Source organism: Nonomuraea fuscirosea, from assembly GCF_003001935.1.
Lineage (GTDB): Bacteria > Actinomycetota > Actinomycetes > Streptosporangiales > Streptosporangiaceae > Nonomuraea > Nonomuraea fuscirosea.
Map to the genome: position 1 here is coordinate 29232 of NZ_PVNG01000025.1, position 19858 is coordinate 49089.

Consider the following 19858-nt stretch of genomic DNA (forward strand, 5'->3'; position numbering starts at 1 on the left):
TTCGTCAGGTGTCCCGGGCCTGCTTACGGAAAAGGCGGCAGAATGGTCGTCAGCCGATTCTGGAGGGTCGTGATGCCCGAGCAGCACCGGCCGGTCCTGCTGGCCGTGGACGACGACGACCACGTGCTCCGCGCGGTCCGGCGCGATCTGTCCCACGCCTACCAGCAGCGCTACCGCGTGCTCGCGTCGAGATCGCCGGCCGAGGCCGTGCGCCTGCTCGACACGCTGCTCGACCGCCGCGCGGAGGTGGCGCTGATCCTGTCGGACCAGCGGATGCCGGGGATGACGGGGATCGAGTTCCTGGCCGCCGCGGCCGAGCGCTTCCCCACCGCCCGCCGCGTGCTCCTGACCGCCTACGCCGACACCAGCGTCGCGATCTCCGCGATCAACGAGGTGCGGCTCGACCACTACCTCGTCAAGCCGTGGGAGCCGCCGGAGGAGCGGCTCTACCCGGTGCTCGACGAGCTGCTGGCCGACTGGGAGTCCGGCTACGAGCCCCCGTACCAGGGGATCCGGCTGGTCGGCCACCGGTTCGCACCGGCCACCCACCGGCTGCGCGACCTGCTCACCCGCCATCGCCTGCCGTTCAGGTTCGAGGAGGGGACGGGCGGCGAGGCCGACCTGCCCGTGGTGGCGCTGCCCGACGGGCGTTCCCTGGTCCGGCCCGGGCACGCCGAGGTGGTCGAGGCGCTGGGCCTGTCCAGCCGGCTCAGCCATCCGCACTACGACGTGGCCATCGTCGGCGGCGGCCCCTCCGGGCTGGCCGCCTCGGTCTACGCCTCCTCCGAGGGCCTGGCCACGCTGCTGATCGAGGCGTACGTGCCGGGCGGCCAGGCGGGCACCTCCAGCAGGATCGAGAACTACCTGGGCTTCCCCTCCGGCATCTCCGGGGTCGACCTGACCAGCCGGGCGGTCACACAGGCACGCAGGTTCGGCGTCGACGTGCTCGCCCCGGTCGAGGCCGAGCGGCTGAGCCGGGCCGGCCGGGCGTGCGTGCTGCACCTGTCCGACGGCAAGGAGATCACGGCGGCCACCGTGCTGCTGTCGACCGGCCTGTCCTACCGCAGTCTCGACGCCGCCGGCGCCGGCCGCTTCGAGGGCGCGGGCATCTACTACGGCGCCACGCTGACCGAGACCGAGTCGTGTGTCGGCCGGCCCGTGTGGATCGTCGGCGGCGCCAACTCCGCCGGTCAGGCCGCCCTGCACTTCGCCAAGCACGCCGGCCACGTCACCATGGTCGTCCGCGCCGCGAGCCTGTCCCACGGCATGTCGGCCTACCTGGTCGACGAGATCCAGGCGGATCCGGCCATCACCGTCATGACGAACACGCACCTGGTCGGCGCCGAGGGCTCCGAGCGGCTGGAGCGCATCGTGCTGCGCGACGGCGCGACCGGCGCGCTCCGCACGCACGAGGCCGAGCACCTGTTCGTCTTCATCGGCGCCAGGCCCAGGACGGAGTGGCTGGACGACATGGTGCGCAGGGACGAGCGCGGCTTCGTGCTGACCGGGCCCGACCTGGGGCCGGCCGCCGAGCTGCCCGCGTGGGACCTGCCGCGCCAGCCGCTGCTGCTGGAGACCAGCGTGCCCGGGGTGTTCGCGGCGGGGGACGCGCGGGCGGGCTCGGTCAAGCGGCTGGCCTCCAGCGTGGGCGAGGGCGCGATGGCGGTGTCCATGATCCACCGCTATCACTCGGAGAGCTGAGCCCCGGGCGTCCGCGCCGCCGGGGCGCCGTCCTCAGGGCCGCCGGTTCCCGAGCCGCCCGGGAGGCGGCTCAGGGGGAGCCTGACCACGAAGCGGGTCTCCCCCGGGCGGGTGGTGACCTCCATCGTGCCGCCGTGCCGCTGCGCCACGATGTCCATGCTGACGTGCAGGCCGAGCCCGGTGCCCTTGCCCAGCTCCTTGGTGGTGGTGAAGGGCTGGAACACCGTGGGCAGCACGTCGCCGGGGATGCCGGGCCCGTCGTCGCGGAACTCCACCACGGCGTGCCCGCCCTCGCGCCGGGTGCTGATCGCCAGTTCGCCCTCGCCGTTCATGGCGTCCACGGCGTTGTCGATGAGGTTCGTCCAGACCTGGTTGAGCTCGCTGGGGAACGCCTTCATGTCGGGCAGGTCGGCGTAGTCGCGGCGCACCCGTACGCCGCGCAGCTTCGGCGCCATGAGGGCGAGCGTGGCCTCCAGCCCCTCGCGCAGGTCCACCTCGCGTTCCGGCGCGCGGTCGAGGTTGGCGTAGGCGGAGGTGCGCCCGACCAGCTCCACCACCCGCCGGCCCGCCTCGGCCGCGTCCCGCGTGAGCGAGGCCGCCCGCAGCACCCTGGTCAGGTACGTCAGCGCCGGCTCGAACACCTCCGTCCGCAGCCCGGCGGCCAGCTCGTCGAGCCGGGCGGGGCAGGCGCCGTGCTCGGCCAGGACGTCGCTCAGGTCGGCGGCGTCCACCAGCCCGCGCTCGTACAGCCAGTCGGCCACCTCGTCGGCCGCCTCGGCCTCGGCCAGCGGGTCCAGCGGCACCCTGGGTGTGAGCTCGCCCTGCACGCGGGCGACCAGCCGCCACTCGGCGTCGTCGCAGGCCCGGCCCCACGCGACCGCGGCCTCGGCCAGTCGCGGCGTCAGGTCGCGCAGGTCGCGGGTGGCCCGCATGGCGGCCGCCGCCGGGTTGTTCAGCTCGTGCGCCAGCCCGGCGGCGAGCATGCCCAGCCCTTCCAGCATGCGGCTGCGGCCCGCCTGCCGTTCCATGGCGTTGATCCGCCCGGCCAGCACCGGCAGCAGCACCCTGGACACGGGCGGGCAGCGCTCCAGCATCTCGAAGAAGCCGTCCCTGTCGTAGGCGACGACCCGGGCGGAGCCCACGGCCAGCGCGCTGGCCAGGTACTCGGCGCTGGTGAGCAGCGGCAGCTCGCCGATGAACTGGTGCTCGATGCTGTCGCCGGTGTGCCTGGCCAGCACCTGCTCCCGTCCGCCGACCATCTTGGTCACCACGATCTGGCCGCCGAGCAGCACGTAGAAGGCGTCGGCCGGCTCACCCTCGGAGAACAGCGCGTCCCCGTCGGAGAGCTCCATGAACAGGCCCGTGCGCGCGACCCATTCGAGCTGTTCCGCGTTGAGGCCGCGGAACAGCTCGACGCCGCAGAGCCGCTCGGTCACCCATGCGGGGACAGGCACAGGTCCTCCGCCTTCCTTCCGTCGCGGCCGCGCAGCAGCCGGTAGGCGTGGGCGGCCGACACCAGCGTGACGTGGTGGTGCCAGCCCTGGAAGGAACGGCCCTCGAAGTGGTGCAGGCCCGACTCCCTGGACACCGCGGACAGCTCGGACACCGCCCGGTTGCGCAGCTTGATCAGCCCCGCCAGGTCGGGGACCCGGTTCCGGCCCAGGTCGGTCAGCCACATCGAGCGGTTGCCGACGCTGCGCCAGCTGTGCACCGGCTCGTACGGGCGCGGCAGCGCGCGTCCCGACACCACCTGCAGCCGGGGCCTGGCGGGCTCCAGCACCGGGCGGACCACGGCGCCGGGGCCGATCGAGGGCATGGTGTGCTGCGAGACCCGGACCAGGTAGGGCAGCCCGCGCTCGGCCAGCCCGCCGAGCAGCGACTCCACGCCCGGCATCGCCCTGGCGTCGGCCACGATGGGCGCGGGCGGCAGGCCCCAGTCGATCACCATCTCGTCGATCGCCTGGAGCAGGTGCCGCCAGGCCGGCCGGCTGCGCTCCTGGTCGGGCAGGCGCGCGCCGCTGCGCAGTTCCTCGTCCTCGTCCCACGAGCGCGGCAGCAGCAGCCGCCAGTTGACCGGGCATCCGCCCTCATCGCCCACCAGGACGACGGCCAGGCCGAGCTGGCAGTTGACCAGCCGCCCGGCGGAGTGCACGAACTGCCTGGCCACGCCCACCGACTTGGCGCCGTTCTTGGGGAAGACGACCTCTTCGAGCACCCACGCCTTGGGGCGGACGGCCTGGACGAGGATCTGCGCCAGCCGCTGCCGGACGAGCCGCCAGTTCCAGGGACTCTGGTTGACGAACTGCTGCAGGCACTGGTCGACGGGCCGGCCCGTCACCTGCTCGGAGATGCGCCGGATCGATTTGCGGCCGGGCACCGAGAGCAGGCCCTGGACGTACACCTCGCCCCATCGGCGCTGGTCGGAACGGAGGAAGGAGGAGAAGAGATCCTCACAGAAAGGCGAGAGCCATATCTCCCGCGTGTCCAATTCCGCATAAATGGTCATACGACCAACCCCTAGATATTTGAACTTTCCCCCTTTTCATCACTAATTATCGGAATCTCCGGGGCGGGGTGACAGGACGAGCTTATGCTGGCACTGCCACTTCTATATATGACGCTCAGATGTCGTCCCTGCGACAGGACGTCCCGCCGGCAAGGCGTCCCGCCAGCAAGGCGACGAGCCCCACGGGCCGGTCCGGCCGGCCCATGAGGCTCGACGAGGGACGCCGGGCGCCCGCGTTCAGTCGCCGCGCGTGATGAACTCGGCGGCGCGCTCGGCGATCATCACGACCGTGGTGTGCGGATGGGCGCTCACCAGCGTCGGCATGATCGAGGCGTCGGCCACGCGCAGGCCCTCGACGCCGCGCACCCGCAGCCGCGGGTCGACCACCGCGCCCGCGTCCGAGCCCATCCGGCACGAGCCGGCGAAGTGGTAGTAGGAGCCGGTGTTGGCCTTCACCCACGTGCGCAACTCGGCGCGGGTGGTGACGTCCGGTCCCGGCGCGACCTCTGTCAGGCCCCATTCGTCGGTGAACGCCTTGGTGCGGTAGAGATCCCTGGCGATCTCCACGACGGTGACCGTGCGCTCCAGGTCGTACGGGTCGCCGAAGTAGTCGGCGTTGATCAGGGGGTAGGCGGCGGGGTCGGGGCCGGCCAGGCGGACCCAGCCGCGCGAGACGGGCCGCACCAGCGCGGTGAGGCTGAGGATGACGTGCGGGTCCACCAGCTCCCGCACCGGCGCGATGGGCTTGCCCGTCTGCACGCGGCGCACCACGTTGGCGAAGAACTTCTCGCCGAACGGCGCGCGGTGCACCAGCGCCACCTCCAGGTCGGGCACCGGCAGGCCCTCCTCGGACCCGCAGAACACGGCCACCTCGGTCACCTGCCCGCGCGGGTCGTCGCCGGGCTTGGCCATGTAGCCGATGGGCCCGATGACCAGCGGGTGGTCCTGGAAGTTCGCGCCCACCCCGGGCAGGTCGGCCAGCACCGGGATGTCGTGCCCGGCCAGGTGCGCGGCCGGTCCGAGGCCGGACAGCATGAGCAGCTTGGGCGACTGGATGGCGCCCGCGCAGAGCACGACCTCCGCCTCGGCCCGCGCGGTGTGCGTGGCGCCGTCGCGGGTGTATTCGACGCCGGTGCAGCGCCCGTGGTCGAACAGCAGCCGGGTGGCGGGGGCGGCGGTCATGACGGTGAGGTTGGGCCGGCCGAGCGCGGGGTCGAGGTAGGCCTCGCGGGCGCCGTGGCGCCGGCCGTCCTTGATGTTGACGTGGTGCCAGCCCGCGCCGAACAGGCCGGCGTTGAAGTCGTCCAGGCGGGGGTGGCCGAGCTCCACGCAGGCGTCGATGAACGTGCGCGACACCGGGTTGCCGGTCTCGGCCGCGTCCATCACGGTCATGGGGCCGTTCCTGCCCGCCGTGGGGTTGTGCCCGTCCTGCTGCGCCTCCAGGCGCTGGAGGGTCGGCAGCACGTCCTCGAACGACCACCCGGGGCAGCCCTGGTAGGCCCAGGAGTCGTAGTCCTGGGGCCGGCCCCTGGTGTGCATCATGTGGTAGACGTTCGAGCCGCCGCCGAGGCCGCGCCCGGCCGCGCTGTAGACGCGGGAGCCGTCCAGGCCCGGCTGGGGTTCGCTCATGTACGCCCAGTCGAGGTCGGTCAGCAGCACCTCGTTCCACCGGTGCGGAGTCCTGACCGCGTCGGTGACCTGCGCGTCGCCGGCCTCCAGCAGCAGCACCGAGGCGCCGGGGTCCTCGCTGAGCCGGGCGGCGAGCACGGAGCCGGCCGCGCCCGCGCCGATGACGATGTACCTGTAACTGTCTGCCACGGTCGGCTCCTCAGGTGATCAGGTCGGCCGCGCGCTCGCCGATCATCATGGAGGCTGCGGCGGTGTTGCCTGCGGGGATGGTCGGCATGATGGAGGCGTCGGCGATCCGCAGCCGCTCGACGCCGTGCACGCGCAGCTCGGGGTCGACCACGGCCATCGGATCGCGGCCCATGCGGCAGGTGCCGACCGGGTGCCACACCGTGCTCGCCGTCGCGCGGACGTAGCCGCGCAGGTCCGCGCCGTGTCCCGGCGCGCTCTCGCGGTCGCGGAAGGCGGACATCGCCTCGGTGTGCGCCAGTTCTCTGGACAGCTCGATCCCGCGGACCAGCGCTCTGAGGTCCTCCTGGTCGCGCAGGTAACCGGGGTCGACGAGAGGAGGATCGCCCGGGTCGGCCGACCGCAGGGCGACCGTGCCCCTGCTGCGCGGCTGGGCGAGCACGGGCGCGAACGTGAAGACAGGCCCGTCGACGCGGTAGGGGTCCGCGACGAACTGCACGGGGCCGAACAGCAGTTGCAGGGCCGCGTCGTCGGGCGGGAACAGGCCGGCCTCGGCCAGCAGCTCGGGCGGCGGCAGCTCGGTGCGGGCGGTGTAGGCGACGCCGAGGATGAGGTGGTCGTGCAGGTTCGCGCCGACGCCCGGCAGGTCCACGGCGGGGGTGAGCCCGTGGCGGCCGAGGTCGGCGGCGGCGCCGATGCCGGACAGCATGAGCAGCTTGGGCGTGGCCAGCGCGCCGCAGGAGACGATCACCTCGGCGGACGCCCCGGCCCGGTGCGTCACGCCGTCGCGCACGTACTCCACGCCCGTGGCCCTCGTGCCGTCGAGCAGCACGCGGGTGGCCACGGCGCCGGTCTCGACGGTCAGCCGCGGATGACCCTTGAGCGGGTCGAGGTAACCGTAGGCGGTGCTCGACCGTTCGTCGTCCTTCGTCCGGGTGGACTGGTAGGCGAACGCGCCCTCCTGGGCCGCGCCGTTGTAGTCCCAGTCCTCGCCGCCGGGGTAGCCCAGCTCGCGGGCGCCGCTGATGAAGGCGCGCGACACCTCCGACATCCGCGTCAGGCGGGCGACCTTCATCGGGCCGCCGGTGCCGTGGTAGGCGTCCTGGCCGTGCTCGTGGTCCTCGGCCCGTTTGAAGCAGGGCAGCACCTGCTCGTACGACCAGCCGTCGTTGCCGAGCTCGGCCCAGTGGTCGTAGTCGCGGCGGTTGCCCCGGACGTACAGCATGGCATTGACGCTGGTGCCGCCGCCGAGCGCCTTGCCCTGCGGCAGCGGCACCGAGCGCCCGTCCAGCCCCTGCTGCGGAACCGTGAGGTACGGCCAGGTGACGGCCGGGTCGCCCCACAGGGAGGTCATGCCCGGGATGCCGCTCTGGCGCATCGCGGGGACGTCGGCGCCGCCCCCCGCCTCCAGCAGGAGCACGCGAGCCTGCGTGCGCTCGACCAGCCGGGCCGCGACGATCGCGCCCGCCGCGCCGGCGCCCACGACGACGTAGTCGTAGCCGTGGCCGTTGTCCGGGCTGTGATCCGGGCCGGACATCAGCGGCTCTCCGGCCCGATGATCCAGTGCTCGGTGGTGACGAGCCGGTGCACGTAACGCGGTTCGGTGAACGATTCCATGTCGGCCTCCGCCTTGGCGTACTCGGCCGAGCCGAGCGCCGCGGCCAGGTCGTCGCGGCTGTCGAAGGAGAGCAGGTAGGCGGCGTCCAGCACGGCCTCGCCGATGCCGTAGGCGCCGTCCCTGACGTGGCACTGCAGGTAGCGGCGCAGGCCGGGCACCCGGCTGACCAGGTCGGCGTGCGTGCCCAGGCTGCGGCTCCTGAAGTCCGCCAGCCGTACCCCTTCCTTCCGCTTGACCAGCACGATCAGCTTCACGCCCGTCGCGCCGGCGAGCTCGGGGCCCGCGACCACCTCGTGGGCGTCGGTGTCGAGCACGACCGTGCGCCAGAAGGCGGCCCAGCGCGGCTCGTCCTTGCGCGCGCCCTCCAGGAACTCGGGCGTCTGCAGCGATTCGAGCTGCTCACGCTCGTCCCGCAGCCAGATCTCCGCGACGCCGCTCCACAGCGGCTCGCCCTCACCCGGCCAGAACGGGATCCTGGTGTCGATGAGGTATTTCCTGATCTGGGGGATCTTGCTGGCGTACTCGACGGCGTGCACGTTCAGCCAGTACTGCTGGAACTCGTGTTCCGTCATTCCCGGCTTGGGGGCAGCGAAGATGAGTTGGTGGATCACGGTGCATTCCTCCGTCACTGGGTCTAGGCCGCGGTGATCGACTGCGCGTGCCTGAAGACGCCGCGCGGGTCGTAGGCCGCCTTGACCCGCTGCAGCCTGGGGTAGTTGTCCTTGTAGTAGAGGGTCTGCCAGGGCACGCCCGAGCGATTGAACGCCGGGTCGGTGATGTCCGGGTCGGGGTTGTTGATGTAGCAGCCGTCGGCCTGCTCGCCGGGCACCGGATATCCGCCGGTGGCCGACCAGACCGCGCCGTACAGGCCGCGCAGCCAGCCGATGTTGGCGGCGTCGGCGGCCGGGTCCTGCCACTGCGTCTCGAACAGCGTCCAGAACGCGGCGTCGCGGTGGGCGAGCGCGGTCCTGGTGGGCGGCACGGCGTTGATCGCGCCGCCGCTGAACCCGGCCAGCGTCACCGCGCCCGCCGGGTTGGCGAAGTCGGTGCGGTTGAGCGCGTCGTACATCGCGCCCGCCTGGACGGGCGTGTACGACTTGCGCAGGTAGGCCGACTTCGACGCCCCGCGCAGCGTCGGGTTGATGAACGACGGGATGCTGGCGGCGATCAGCCTGACCGCGTGCAGCCAGGGCAGCTTCTGCGCCGGCTGTGCCGTCACCACCGCGTCCACGCCGAGCCCGCTGGTCAGCGCCGCGAGGTAGCCGCTGAGCAGCCCCTCCGCGCCGGGGGCCGCCGCGTCGACCTGGGTGAGCAGGAAGACGTTCTGGGCCGAGCGGTGCGCCAGGGAGGCGACCCCGGACAGCGCCCTGGCCGGGGAGCTGGGGGCGGCGGCGGATTCGTACCAGGCGCCCCAGTTCGTGACCAGGGCGGTGAACTTGGCCCGGTCCAGCATGCTCCACGGGATGCCGACCGCGCTGAGCAGCACGTCCTTCGGCGGGTTGACGAGCAGCCCGCCGGGATCGGAGCCGGTGCGGCCGGGCGTGCGGAACCAGAACCTGGTGACGACGCCGAAGTTGCCGCCGCCACCGCCCGCGCACGCCCACCACAGGGCGTGGTGCGGATCGTCCGGGTCGCTGGTGGCCACGATCGCGCGGGCGGTGCGCGAGCGGTCCACGACCACCACCTCGACCGCGGCCAGATGGTCGATCACGGCGCCGAACTGCCGGGACAGGAAGCCGTAGCCGCCGCCGGTGGTGTGCCCGCCGATGCCGACCGTCGGGCACATGCCGCCCGGTATGGTCACGCCCCACTTCTTGTAGAGGGTCTCGTAGACGTTCGACAGCCGGGCGCCGCCCTCGACGGCGAACGCGCCGCGCCGGGTGTCGAAGTACACGTCGTTCAGCCCGGCCAGGTCGATGACCATCTTGACCTCGTCGTTGAAGACGAAGGGGGCCAGGCAGTGGCCGCCGGAGACCACCGAGACGCGCCTGCCCGTGTCCACCGCCTCCTGGACGGCGGCCACCACCTGCTCGGTCGAGCTGACCACGCGGACGTAGTCGGGCCGGCCGACCCAGCGCTGGTTGTAGCCGACGGTCAGCTCCTGGTAGCGGGGGTCGCTCGGGTACACGGTCGCGGGGGCGGCCACCGGGCCTCTGTCTCGTGCTCTCGTCGCGGCGGCGGCGTCGGCGTCGTCCATCAACGTCACCGCCACCGCGCCCGTGGCGGCCGCGGCGCCACCCAGTAATCCACGCCTCGACAGGCCTTTCATGGATCGTTCCTCCTCGCCACTATTGGTCCTCCACTAGCCCTTGGCCCAGGTAGCCGTCACGGGCGCCGGGCAGGGCGTAGAAGAAGCCCCCGCCTTCCGGCCGGGTGAACGCCTCCATCGGCTCGCCCTTCAGCCGTTCCTGGGCCTGCAGGAAGTTGACCAGCCTGCGCTGGTAGCTGACGAAGACCAGGCCCTGGTCGAGCAGGCCGTCGGCGTCGAGCCCGCGCGAGTAGTTGAAGCCCCTGCGCAGCATGGCCTTCTCCGGGCCCGCGGTGCGCGGGTTGGCCAGCCTGATGTGCGCGTCGAGCGGGATGCGCTCGCCCCGGGGGTCGTCGGCGTAGCGCGGCAGGTCCGTCTCCCTGGAACCGTCCAGGGGCGCGCCCGAGTCCTTGCGGCGGCCCATCACGCGTTCCTGCGCGGCCAGCGAGGTGCGGTCCCAGCGTTCGACGAACATCCTGATCAGGCGGACGGCCACGTACGTGCCGCCGAGGGCCCAGGCGGGCTCGCCGTCGCCGGCCCCGACCCAGACCGCCCGGTCCATCAGCGCCGCGTTCCCCGCGTCGGGGTTGCCGGTGCCGTCCTTGAAGCCGAGCAGGTTGCGGTTGTCCGTGGCGCCCGCCGTGGCGAGCGCGTCCGGGCGGGCGAAGCCGTCCTGGGACCAGGCGAGCCTGAGGCTGTCGCCGGCCGCCCCGGTCAGGCGGCGCAGCGCGTGCAGGCACACGTCGGGGTGGTCGCCCTGCACCAGCACCAGCAGGTCGCCGTGGGTGCGCGCCGGGTCGAGCCGGTCGTTGGCCAGCAGGCCCATGGGATGCAGCTCGGCGGGGCGGCGGTCGGCCAGGCCGTACCTGGCGTCGAAGAGGGAGGCGCCGACGCTGAGCGTCACCAGCGCCGGCTGGTCGCCCTGGCCGAGCAGGAGAGAGCTGTCGGACGGGGGCAGCGTGGCGGCGTTGGGCGCGGGGGCGCGCCCGGCCATGAGGGCGTCCATCTCGTCGGACAGCGTCCGTAACGTTCCCGCCAGCGCCGTCCTGTCGCGGTCGCGGCAGTGGAACGCGGCGACCAGGCACGCGAGCGCCGGTCCGGTGAGGACGCCGGGCTGGTGCTCGCCTCGGAACGATCCTCTCGGGACCCGCCCGTTCCCCGCTCCGCCGCCGGCTCGCCCGTCTTGGGCGCCGGCCTGACCGTTCGCCGGCGGGCCCGCCAGCAGGGTCGCGCCCGCCGCGCCGGCCGCGAACCCCGCGCCACCGGTCGCGGCGGCGGTCAGGAACGCCCGCCGCGACGGCCGGCTCCGCGCTCCGCTCTCCTCAGCCATGTCGCATCGACTCCACGTGGTGGTCAGAACCCCCTCATGGTGTCCTGGGCCACGGCGGAGAGCGCCGAAATGGGTTGGAGTCCGTTATCTCCGGCCCGGTCGGGCGGGCGACCTCACGAAGTACCGCGCCCGGCGTTGCCTTCAGGCGGCCGATGAGAGATCGCCTGGCCACCCGTTCCGTGCCGGAAGGCGGGCGGCACGGACGGTCACCGGCCGGTCGTACGGCCAGTCACGCGGCTCATCACGCGGCTCGTCACGCGGCCGATCCGCTCAGTGCGCGCGCCTCCTCGTCCTCGACCTGCCGGTTCCACTCGCGCTTCGAGGACTGCCAGCCGTCCTCGTCGCGGCCCAGCCGCCAGTAGCCGGAGATCGACAGCCGCTCCAGCGGCACTCCGCGCTCGATCCGCAGGTACCGGCGCAGATCCTTGACGAAGGTCGCCTCGCCGTGGACGAACGCGTGCACCGTGCCGTCGGGGAAGGCCGCCGCGCGTACCGCGTCCACCAGGGCCCGCCCCACCTGACCGCCGTCGCGGTGCAGCCAGACGATCTCGGCGTCGCCGGCGCACGGCAGTTCCTGCTCCTCGGCGGCGTTCTCCACCTCGATGAAGACCTTGGCGGCCGCGCCGGCCGGCAGCCGCTCCAGCGCGACGCCGATGGCCGGCAGCGCGCTCTCGTCGCCGGCGAGCAGGTGCCAGTCCGCCTCGGCGCTGGGCGCGTACGCCCCGCCGGGGCCGAGGAAGCGCAGCACGTCGCCGGGCGCCGCCCGCATCGCCCACGGCCCGGCCAGGCCCTTGTCCCCGTGGCAGACGAAGTCGATGGTCAGCTCCCGTGTCAGGGGATTCCAGCCGCGCACGGTGTAGGTCCGCGTCACGGGCCAGTGCTCGCGGGGCAACTCCTCCCGGATCACGCCCATGTCGAACGGCTCCGGATAGGCCACTCCCGGCACCGGGAACAGCAGCTTCACGTAGTGGTCGGTGAACTCGCCCGCGGTGAACCCGGCGAGCCCGTCGCCCCCGAGCACCACCCTGATCATGTGCGGGCTCAGCCGCTCAGTCCGCCGCACCACGCCGGTGGTGCATCTGGGCGCGCGCCGCTCCGTCGCCATGGGTACTCCCTCGTCTCGCGGTAATTAGGCAAGCCTAACTTAACCAGTTGGCCAGCGCCCTAAGGTGAGGCCCGCTCGCGACACAGCCCCGCACATCTCCGATACTTCCCGAAATGTCAGGAGTTTTGACACAGCCTTGTCACGATCGCGGTGACGATTGGTTGCCACATCCTCATGCTCTGTTATGGTCCCTCCTTGTCCCCATTTGGGGCAACCTTTACTTCCCTAGGAGGAACATGCGGAACGCGAAGAAGGTAACCGTCCTCACCGCGGCCGTGGCGACCGCCACCGCGCCCCTGCTGGCTCTCGCCACCCCGGCGATGGCCGCGCAGCCCGCCGCGACCGCCACGACCGTCCAGGCGCAGCCGCTCGAATGGCTCTCCCTCGACGCGCTCACCGGCTCCAAGCTGGTGCAGCGGGTCAAGGAACTGCTGGGCAAGGGCTACGTCCCCACATCCCTGAACGTGACCAACGCGGCCAACCCGCAGTACACGTCCCTCTGGACCAAGGACGCCGGCCGCAAGGTCAACGTGCTGCAGGGCGTGAAGGCCGGCGACCTGGCCAAGCGCATCCAGGAGCAGCTGAAGGCCGGCTACCAGCCCAAGCTGATCAGCGGTACGGGCACGGGCGCCGGCGCGGTCTTCGCCGGGGTCTTCGAGAAGACCACGCAGCTGGCCAAGTCCGAGGTGAGCCTGACCAAGGAGACCTTCACCAAGGTCAACCAGGAGCTCGCCGCCGCCGGCTACAGCCTGGCGTCGCTGGACGTGTACGGCACGGTGGAGCGGCCCCTCTACGCGGCCGTCTGGATCGCTGGCGCCGCCACGGGCACCCTCCAGGTGACCCTCGGCCAGACCGTCCAGGAGCGCGGCAAGGAGCTGCTGGAGAAGACGAGGCAGGGCCTGCGCCCCGTCCTCATGGCCGTCGAGCCCGGCAGCCTCTACACCACCGTGTGGGGCAAGGGCAGCGTGAGCGGCATCAAGGAGTACCTGAACCTGTCGAAGACGACTTACGCCCTCAAGTCGGCCCAGATGAAGGTGCTCGGCTACCGTCCGCAGATCCTGAGCGCCGAGGACGGCGTCATCGCGTCGATCTGGACCAAGGGTTAGACGTTCTCCCGGTGACTTCCCGGTGACGTGAGCCCGGAGAGCACCCCTCCGCCGTTCCCGCGGTTTCGTCCCGCGGCGAGCCACGCGCGCGAGCCGTCACGGAGGGACGTGCGCCGGTGACTCACGGCACCGGGAGGCGCCGCGGCGTCCTCCGGCACGCCGCCGGGAGGCGCCGCGGCGTCCTCCGGCACGCCGCCGGGAGGCGCCGCGGCGTCCTTCGGGACGCCGCCGGGATGCTCGGTGTCGCGGCGCGGACGGCCGCGTTGTGGGGGGTTGGGGCGCCGCGGGTCATCCGAGGGCTTTCTCCAGCTGCTGCTTGCTCATCTTCGAGCGGCCCTTGATGTCGCGGCGCTTGGCCTCGGCGTAGAGCTGGTCCCTGGTCCGGCCGGCCGCCCCGGTGTGCGAGCGCAGCCCGCCCCTGCGGCTCGACGACATGTCCTTGGTGGAGGTCTTGCTGGCCGTACGCGACTCGCCCGCCCTGGCCCGTTCCTTGTTCACCGTACGGGCGGCGATCTCCTTGGCCCGTTTGCCGCTCTCGCCGCGTTTCTTGGCACTGTCCTTGACGTGCTCGTACTGGCGTTCCCGCTTGCTGCTTGAACCGCGAGGCATGATGTCCCCCTTTTCGTGGGTTGACGCGTTTGGACGGCATCTACCCACCGGCGCGGCACGAAACGGATGAGCCCGGAGTCAGACATCCTGCACTTAAGGGAACCAAGGGGCTGAAAACCCCATGCCGCTTCGGCGCGGCCGAGCCGGACGTGCCGAATCGCGCTTTCCTCCCGCATCCCGATTTTTACGAATAAGAGCGGCGAACCTGGGCATGTGGCATCCCATTCTTTGCCGACAGCGGAAGGGATGACTCCCCATGGCAGGCCAGGCCAACTCCCGAGACGTCGTCCAGCGCCCCGACGGCAGCTGGGCGGTCACCAAGCCGGGCGCCCAGCGGGCTCTGTTCACGGCGGACACGCAGGCGCAGGCGGTCGAGCGGGCCGGCGAGCTGCTGCGCCGCGACGGCGGCGGCGAGCTGCGCGTCCACGGCACCGACGGCAAGGTCCGCGACCAGCGCACGATCGCCCCCGGCAACGACCCCGTCCCACCCAAGGGCTGACGCCCTCAGCAGGCCAGGGGGTCTGTCGCAGAAACAGCGTCAGGAGCCGAGGCGGGTGATCTCAGGCGCTGACGGCGTCAGGAGGCCAGGCGGGTGATCGCGGCGAGCGAGCGGTCGACGTCCGCCTCGGTGGTGGTCGCGTTCGACACCGAGATGCGCATGTACCGCCGCCCGCGCCAGGTCGTGCCGCCCGCCCAGCAGGTGCCCTCCGCCTGCACGGCGGCCACCGTCCTGTCGGTGCGCGCGTCGTCGCCGAAGCGGACCAGCACCTGGTTGAGCACCACCTCGTTCGCCACCTCGAACCCCGCGGCGGTCAGCCCGCCGGCGAACCTGCGGGCCAGCGCGCAGCAGCGGTCGACCAGCGCGGCGACCCCGTCTCGGCCCAGCTCCCGCAGCCCCGCCCACACCGCGAACCCCCGGGCGCGGCGCGAGGACTCGGCGGTCAGATCCGCGCCGACCGGCACGCCGCCCGAGCCGACCAGGTACGCGGCGGCCAGGGACATCGCCCCCGCGTGCGCCTCCGGCCTGGCGCAGAACGCGAACGCCGAGTCGTAGGGCAGGTTCAGCCACTTGTGCCCGTCACAGGCCCAGGAGTCGGCCAGTTCCAGCCCGTCCACCAGGTGCCGGGTCGCGGGGCTGGCCGCGGCCCACAGGCCGAACGCCCCGTCCACGTGCGCCCAGCCGCCGTGCCGGTGCACGAGTTCGCACGCCTCGCGGAGCCGGTCGCAGGCGCCGGTGTTGACGTTGCCCGCCTGGAGGCAGACGACGGTGGGCCCCTGGGCTCCCGCGTGCAGCACCTCGCGCAGCGCCCCGACGTCGATGGCGCCGTCAGGCCCGGCCGGCACCGCCTCGACGGCGTCCGTGCCGAAGCCGAGCAGCCGCAGCGACCTGTCGATGGTGGCGTGCCGCTCCGCCCCGGCGATCACCCGGATGCGCGGCGCCCCGGCCAGCCCGCGCCGCTCCACGTCCCAGCCCGCGTCGGCCAGCACCTGGTGACGGGCGGCGGCGAGGCCGACCGTGTTGGCCGCCTGGCAGCCGGTGACGAAACCCGCCGACGCCTCCCGCGGGATGCCCAGCAGCTCCTTCAGCCAGCCGCCCGCGGCGCTCTCTGCCGCGATCGCCGCCGGGGAGGTGACGGCGTTCGTCGCGACCTGGTCCCAGCCGGCGGCGAGGATGTCGGCCCCGGTCGCCGCCGGGAGCGCGCCGCCGACCACGAACCCGAAGTACCGCGGCCCCGCACTGGCCACCAGCCCGGGCTCGGCGGCGGCGATCAGGTCGGTCAGCACCCGCTCGGGCGGCGTGGGTCCGGCCGGCAGCGGACCGCCGAACGCCTTGGCCAGCGCCTCCTGGTCGACCGGCAGCCCGACCGGCCGCTCCGCCAGCGACCGCCGGTATCCGGCCGCGTTCTCGGCGGCCGAGCGGAAAAGACCCTCCAACTCCTCCATCGACGCACCTTATCTCCGGACCTGCGCCACAGCGAGGGCCGGCCCGTCAGCGCTGCCCGGCCGGCTCCCCCACGGCCGTCCGCTCGGCTCGCATCGTTCGCGACCGGCGTACGACCGGCGGCCCGGCTCAGCCTTCCGCCGCCGGCGTACGACCGGCTGGCCCGGCTCAGCCTTCCGCCGCCGGCGTACGACCCTCAGCCCCGCTCGGGTCGACCACGCACGCCTCGTCCTGCAGATTCCGCGGCCAGGCGGCGTTCTCCACGATGCGCCGGTAGTCGGGGCATCGGGTGAAGTCGTCGGCGCCGCACTCCATGAGGTGCTCGATCAGTCTCTTGGACGCGGCGATCTCCTCCAGGCGCCGGGCCAGCTCCTCGTGCCGGCGCCGCAGCAACGCCCGGCGTTCGGCGCGGCCGGCGGCGTCGAGCACGCCGCGGATCTGCTCCAGACTGAGGCCGCCCGCCTTGGCCCGGATGATCGTCATGACCCGGATGACGTGGTCGCGGGTGTAGCGGCGGCGCCCGTTCACCCGGGAGGCCGGGGTCAGCAGGCCCATCGACTCCCAGTGGCGCAGCACGTGCGGCGCCAGGCCGAACCGCTCCGCGAGCTCTCCGATGCGCATCGAGTCGCTTGACTTCATGTTGACATTAACTTGCGGAGCCGCCCCCCGCGTCAACCCCTCGCGAACGTTCGTCCGGCCTGTCCCCGCAGACACACAGCGGTGCGTGACGCCCTGTTCACAGATGACAGCGCAGGATCGTAAGGTGTCAGGGTGAAGGTCGAGATCATCCGGCCGGTCTGGCGCCCGCGGCGCAACTGACCGGCGCCCGACGCGCGGGACGTGGCCCCTATCCCTTCGGCCTCCGGGCCGACGCAGACAAGGAACAACCCCCCATGGCTCAGACCAGTCCACCCACTCCCGCCGAGGCGGGAAACGACGGCCAGCCCGCGCTCAAGCGGGTGATGGGCCCCGGCCTGCTGCTGCTGTTCATCGTCGGAGACATTCTCGGCACCGGCATCTACGCGCTGACCGGCCAGGTGGCCGGCGAGGTGGGCGGCGCCGCCTGGCTGCCCTTCGCCATCGCCTTCGTCGTCGCCCTGATCACCGCCTGCTCCTACCTCGAACTGGTGACGAAATATCCGGAGGCGGCCGGAGCGGCGCTCTACGTGCATAAGGCGTTCGGCAAACACGTGCTGACGTTCCTGGTGTGCTTCGCGGTGATGTGCTCGGGCATCACCTCGGCCTCCGCCGCCTCGCGGGCCTTCGCCGCCAACCTCGTCACCGGCTTCGGCCTGGAGGCGGGCAACACGGTCATCCTGCTGATCGCCCTGGCCTTCATGCTGCTGGTGCTGGCGGTCAACCTGCGCGGCGTCGGCGAGAGCGTCAAGCTCAACGTGGTGCTGACCGCGATCGAGCTGTCGGGTCTGCTGCTGGTCATCGTGCTCAGCATGTTCTTCATCCTCGGCGGGCAGGCCGACTTCTCCCGCGTGGTCGCCTTCGAGACCCCGGCCGACAAGAGCGTGTTCCTGGCCGTCAGCGCGGCGACGTCGCTGGCGTTCTTCGCCATGGTCGGGTTCGAGGACTCCGTCAACATGGCCGAGGAGACCAAGGAGCCGTCCCGGATCTTCCCGCGGATGATGTTCACCGGGCTCGGCATCACCGGTGTGATCTACGTGCTGGTGTCCATCTGCGCCGTCGCCGTCGTCCCCGTCGGGGTGCTCGCCGAGAGCGAGACGCCGCTGGTGACCGTGGTGCAGACGGCCACGCCCGGCGTGCCGATCGCCGACCTGCTGCCGTTCATCTCGATGTTCGCCGTCGCCAACTCCGCGCTGATCAACATGCTGATGGCCAGCCGGCTCCTGTACGGCATGGGCAAGCGGGGCGTGCTGCCGCCGTTCCTGGCGAAGGTGAACGCCGTGCGGCGCACCCCGCACGCGGCGATCGTGTTCACCACGCTGCTCGCCATGGCCCTCATCACGTTCCTGTCGCTCGACCCGGAGAGCCCGGTCGTGTCGCTGCTGGGCGGCACGACGTCGCTGCTGCTGCTCGCGGTGTTCGCGTTCGTCAACGTGTCGGTGCTGGTGCTGCGCAGGGAGGACACCGGCGTCGAGCACTTCAACGCCGGCCGCGTCCTGCCCGTGCTGGGCACGATCACCTGCCTCTATCTGGTGCTGCCCTGGTCGTCGGGGCGTCCGGTGGGCCAATACCAGATCGCGGGCGTGCTGCTGGCGATCGGCGTCGTGCTCTGGCTGCTCACCTGGCTGTCCCGCAGAAACAGAGCCTGACCACGCCGGGGCCCGCACGCCGGGCCCCGGCTCGTCAGCCCTGCCGGGACGAACGCCGCCCGTCAGCCGTCGCGGGGCGGGCCGGGCCGGCCCGCCGGTCGCCGGGGCGGGTGGGTGTCGCGCCTGTCACATCACGAAACGGAAGAGCGGGCTCGACGGGTCGATCTGCTCGATGCGCGGAGGGGCGGCCTCCATCCGCTTCAGCAGGGCCGGCAGGTCGGCAGGGCTCGACAGCTCGATGCCGACCAGCGCGGGGCCGGTCTCGCGGTTGTTGCGCTTGACGTACTCGAACAGGGTGATGTCGTCGTTGGGGCCGAGCACCTCGTCGAGGAAGCGGCGCAGCGCGCCCGGCTCCTGCGGGAACTCGACCAGGAAGTAGTGTTTGCGCTCCTCGTGGACCAGGGCGCGTTCGACGACCTCGGCGTACCGGCTGACGTCGTTGTTGCCGCCGGACAGCACGCAGACGACGGTGGCGCCCTCCTGGACGCCGGCCATGGACGGGGCGCTGAGCGAGGCGGGCGCGAGCGCGCCGGCCGGCTCGGCGATGATGCCGTCGACCTGGTACAGGGCCAGCATCTCGCTGCACACGCGGCCCTCGGGCACGGCGACGAGCTCGGCCTTGGAGGCGGCGATGAGCGGAAGGGTGAGGGCGCCGGCGCGGCTGACGGCGGCGCCGTCGACGAAGGTGTCGATGGAGTCCAGCGTGACCGGTTCGCCGGCCGCGACGCCCGCGGCGACGCAGGCGGCCCCGGCGGGCTCGACCCCGACCACCCTCGTCTCCGGATGCCACTCCCCCAGCCAGGCCACCGACCCGGCCAGCAGCCCGCCCCCGCCGACCGGGAGCACGACCACGTCGGGCGCGCGGCCGAGCTGGCTCACCGCCTCGCGGATGACCGTGCCCTGCCCCGCGATCGTCCTCTGGTCGTCGAACGCGGGCACCAGCGTCGCCCCGGTGGCCGCGGCGTCGGCTCCCGCCGCCGCGGAGGCCTCGTCGTACGTCTCGCCGCCCAGCACGATCTCGATCATGCTGCCGCCGAGCGCGCGGATCCGGTCCCGCTTCTGCCGCGGCGTCGTCCTGGGCAGGTAGACGCGGCCGCGCACCCCCAGCGTCGAGCAGGCGTAGGCCACGCCCTGCGCGTGGTTGCCGGCGCTGGCCGCCACCACGCCGGCCCGCTTCGCGGCGTCGTCCAGCTGCGCGATCAGGTTGAACGCGCCGCGCACCTTGTACGAGCGGACGGTCTGCAGGTCTTCGCGCTTGAGCCAGATCTCGGCGCCGGTCAGCTCGGAGAGCCGGGCGCTGCGCTCCAGCGGCGTCGTCGCCACGATCCCCGCCAGCCGCCGCGCCGCGGCATCGACGGCCGCGGCGTCCACCTGTACGGCGTCCACCCGCGCGGCGTCGGTCTGCGCGGCGCCGGCCGAAGCGGCGTCCACCCGTGCGGCGTCGCCGCTTCTGCCTCGATCAGCCATTTCGTATTCCTCTTCAAGCGTTTCGCTCGCTCATCGCGCGGCGCGGCCTCCGTGCCCGTCGCGTCACCGCCGAGCCCCAACGCTCCCCCGTACAGGCGATATCATATCGACGATCCTCGAACCGTC

General features: G+C 72.5%; 16 protein-coding genes. 4 read left to right on the plus strand and 12 right to left on the minus strand.

Translation table 11 applies throughout. The features are described from left to right. The first annotated feature begins 72 nt into the window (after positions 1 to 72). Complete coding sequence (locus B0I32_RS44190; RefSeq protein ID WP_106250209.1) at positions 73 to 1701, plus strand: NAD(P)/FAD-dependent oxidoreductase; 1629 nt, start codon at positions 73 to 75, stop codon at positions 1699 to 1701. Here the strand turns inward: B0I32_RS44190 and B0I32_RS44195 are convergent. From B0I32_RS44195 to B0I32_RS44230, 8 genes are all read right to left on the minus strand, one after another. Next, entirely contained in the window at positions 1686 to 3155 is a 1470-nt protein-coding gene (locus B0I32_RS44195; protein WP_146178534.1) for a sensor histidine kinase, read from the minus strand. The two genes, B0I32_RS44190 and B0I32_RS44195, sit on opposite strands and share 16 nt — an antisense overlap. Then, positions 3134 to 4207 (minus strand): IS701 family transposase, encoded by a 1074-nt coding sequence (locus B0I32_RS61860; RefSeq protein WP_106249946.1) that lies wholly within the window; start codon positions 4205 to 4207, stop codon positions 3134 to 3136. The genes B0I32_RS44195 and B0I32_RS61860 overlap by 22 nt, the downstream gene beginning before the upstream one ends. Positions 4208 to 4444: 237 nt before the next feature. Next, positions 4445 to 6025, minus strand: coding sequence for a GMC family oxidoreductase (locus B0I32_RS44205; protein WP_106249948.1), 1581 nt, complete (start codon positions 6023 to 6025; stop codon positions 4445 to 4447). 10 nt (positions 6026 to 6035) lie between these two features. Beyond that, positions 6036 to 7559: a GMC family oxidoreductase gene (locus tag B0I32_RS44210; protein WP_106249949.1), complete on the minus strand. Its 1524-nt coding sequence runs from the start codon at positions 7557 to 7559 to the stop codon at positions 6036 to 6038. Beyond that, a complete protein-coding gene (locus B0I32_RS44215) occupies positions 7559 to 8251 on the minus strand; it encodes an EthD domain-containing protein (RefSeq protein WP_106249951.1) in 693 nt (230 codons plus the stop codon). Before B0I32_RS44215 ends, B0I32_RS44210 begins: the two co-directional genes overlap by 1 nt. 23 nt (positions 8252 to 8274) lie before the next feature. Then, positions 8275 to 9909, minus strand: coding sequence for an FAD-binding oxidoreductase (locus B0I32_RS44220; RefSeq protein ID WP_106249952.1), 1635 nt, complete (start codon positions 9907 to 9909; stop codon positions 8275 to 8277). 19 nt (positions 9910 to 9928) lie between these two features. Next, entirely contained in the window at positions 9929 to 11218 is a 1290-nt protein-coding gene (locus tag B0I32_RS44225; protein ID WP_106249954.1) for a Dyp-type peroxidase, read from the minus strand. Between the two features lie 253 nt (positions 11219 to 11471). Next, on the minus strand, positions 11472 to 12323 hold the full coding sequence (locus tag B0I32_RS44230; RefSeq protein WP_106249955.1) for a siderophore-interacting protein: 852 nt from the start codon (positions 12321 to 12323) through the stop codon (positions 11472 to 11474). A 236-nt stretch (positions 12324 to 12559) separates the two neighbouring features. Between B0I32_RS44230 and B0I32_RS44235 the strand changes: the two genes are divergently transcribed. Next, positions 12560 to 13429, plus strand: a complete 870-nt coding sequence (locus B0I32_RS44235) for a hypothetical protein (protein WP_106249957.1) — start codon at positions 12560 to 12562, stop codon at positions 13427 to 13429. 288 nt (positions 13430 to 13717) lie between these two features. Here B0I32_RS44235 and B0I32_RS44240 read toward each other — a convergent pair whose 3' ends face one another. Beyond that, positions 13718 to 14038: a plasmid stabilization protein gene (locus tag B0I32_RS44240; protein WP_106249959.1), complete on the minus strand. Its 321-nt coding sequence runs from the start codon at positions 14036 to 14038 to the stop codon at positions 13718 to 13720. A gap of 256 nt (positions 14039 to 14294) precedes the next feature. On the opposite strand from B0I32_RS44240, the gene B0I32_RS44245 reads away from it, so the two are divergent. Continuing rightward, positions 14295 to 14537, plus strand: coding sequence for a DUF2188 domain-containing protein (locus B0I32_RS44245; protein WP_106249960.1), 243 nt, complete (start codon positions 14295 to 14297; stop codon positions 14535 to 14537). A 77-nt stretch (positions 14538 to 14614) separates the two neighbouring features. Here the strand turns inward: B0I32_RS44245 and B0I32_RS44250 are convergent, their stop codons facing one another. Next, entirely contained in the window at positions 14615 to 15982 is a 1368-nt protein-coding gene (locus B0I32_RS44250) for a pyridoxal phosphate-dependent decarboxylase family protein (RefSeq protein ID WP_106249962.1), read from the minus strand. Positions 15983 to 16148: 166 nt separating this feature from the next. Further along, positions 16149 to 16619 (minus strand): MerR family transcriptional regulator, encoded by a 471-nt coding sequence (locus B0I32_RS44255; protein ID WP_245956431.1) that lies wholly within the window; start codon positions 16617 to 16619, stop codon positions 16149 to 16151. A gap of 254 nt (positions 16620 to 16873) precedes the next feature. Here B0I32_RS44255 and B0I32_RS44260 point away from each other — a divergent pair, with 254 nt between their 5' ends. Then, positions 16874 to 18265 (plus strand): APC family permease, encoded by a 1392-nt coding sequence (locus tag B0I32_RS44260; protein WP_106249965.1) that lies wholly within the window; start codon positions 16874 to 16876, stop codon positions 18263 to 18265. Positions 18266 to 18391: 126 nt separating this feature from the next. Here the strand turns inward: B0I32_RS44260 and ilvA are convergent, their stop codons facing one another. After that, positions 18392 to 19732, minus strand: a complete 1341-nt coding sequence (gene ilvA / locus B0I32_RS44265; protein WP_106249967.1) for a threonine ammonia-lyase IlvA — start codon at positions 19730 to 19732, stop codon at positions 18392 to 18394. Positions 19733 to 19858 lie beyond the last annotated feature (126 nt).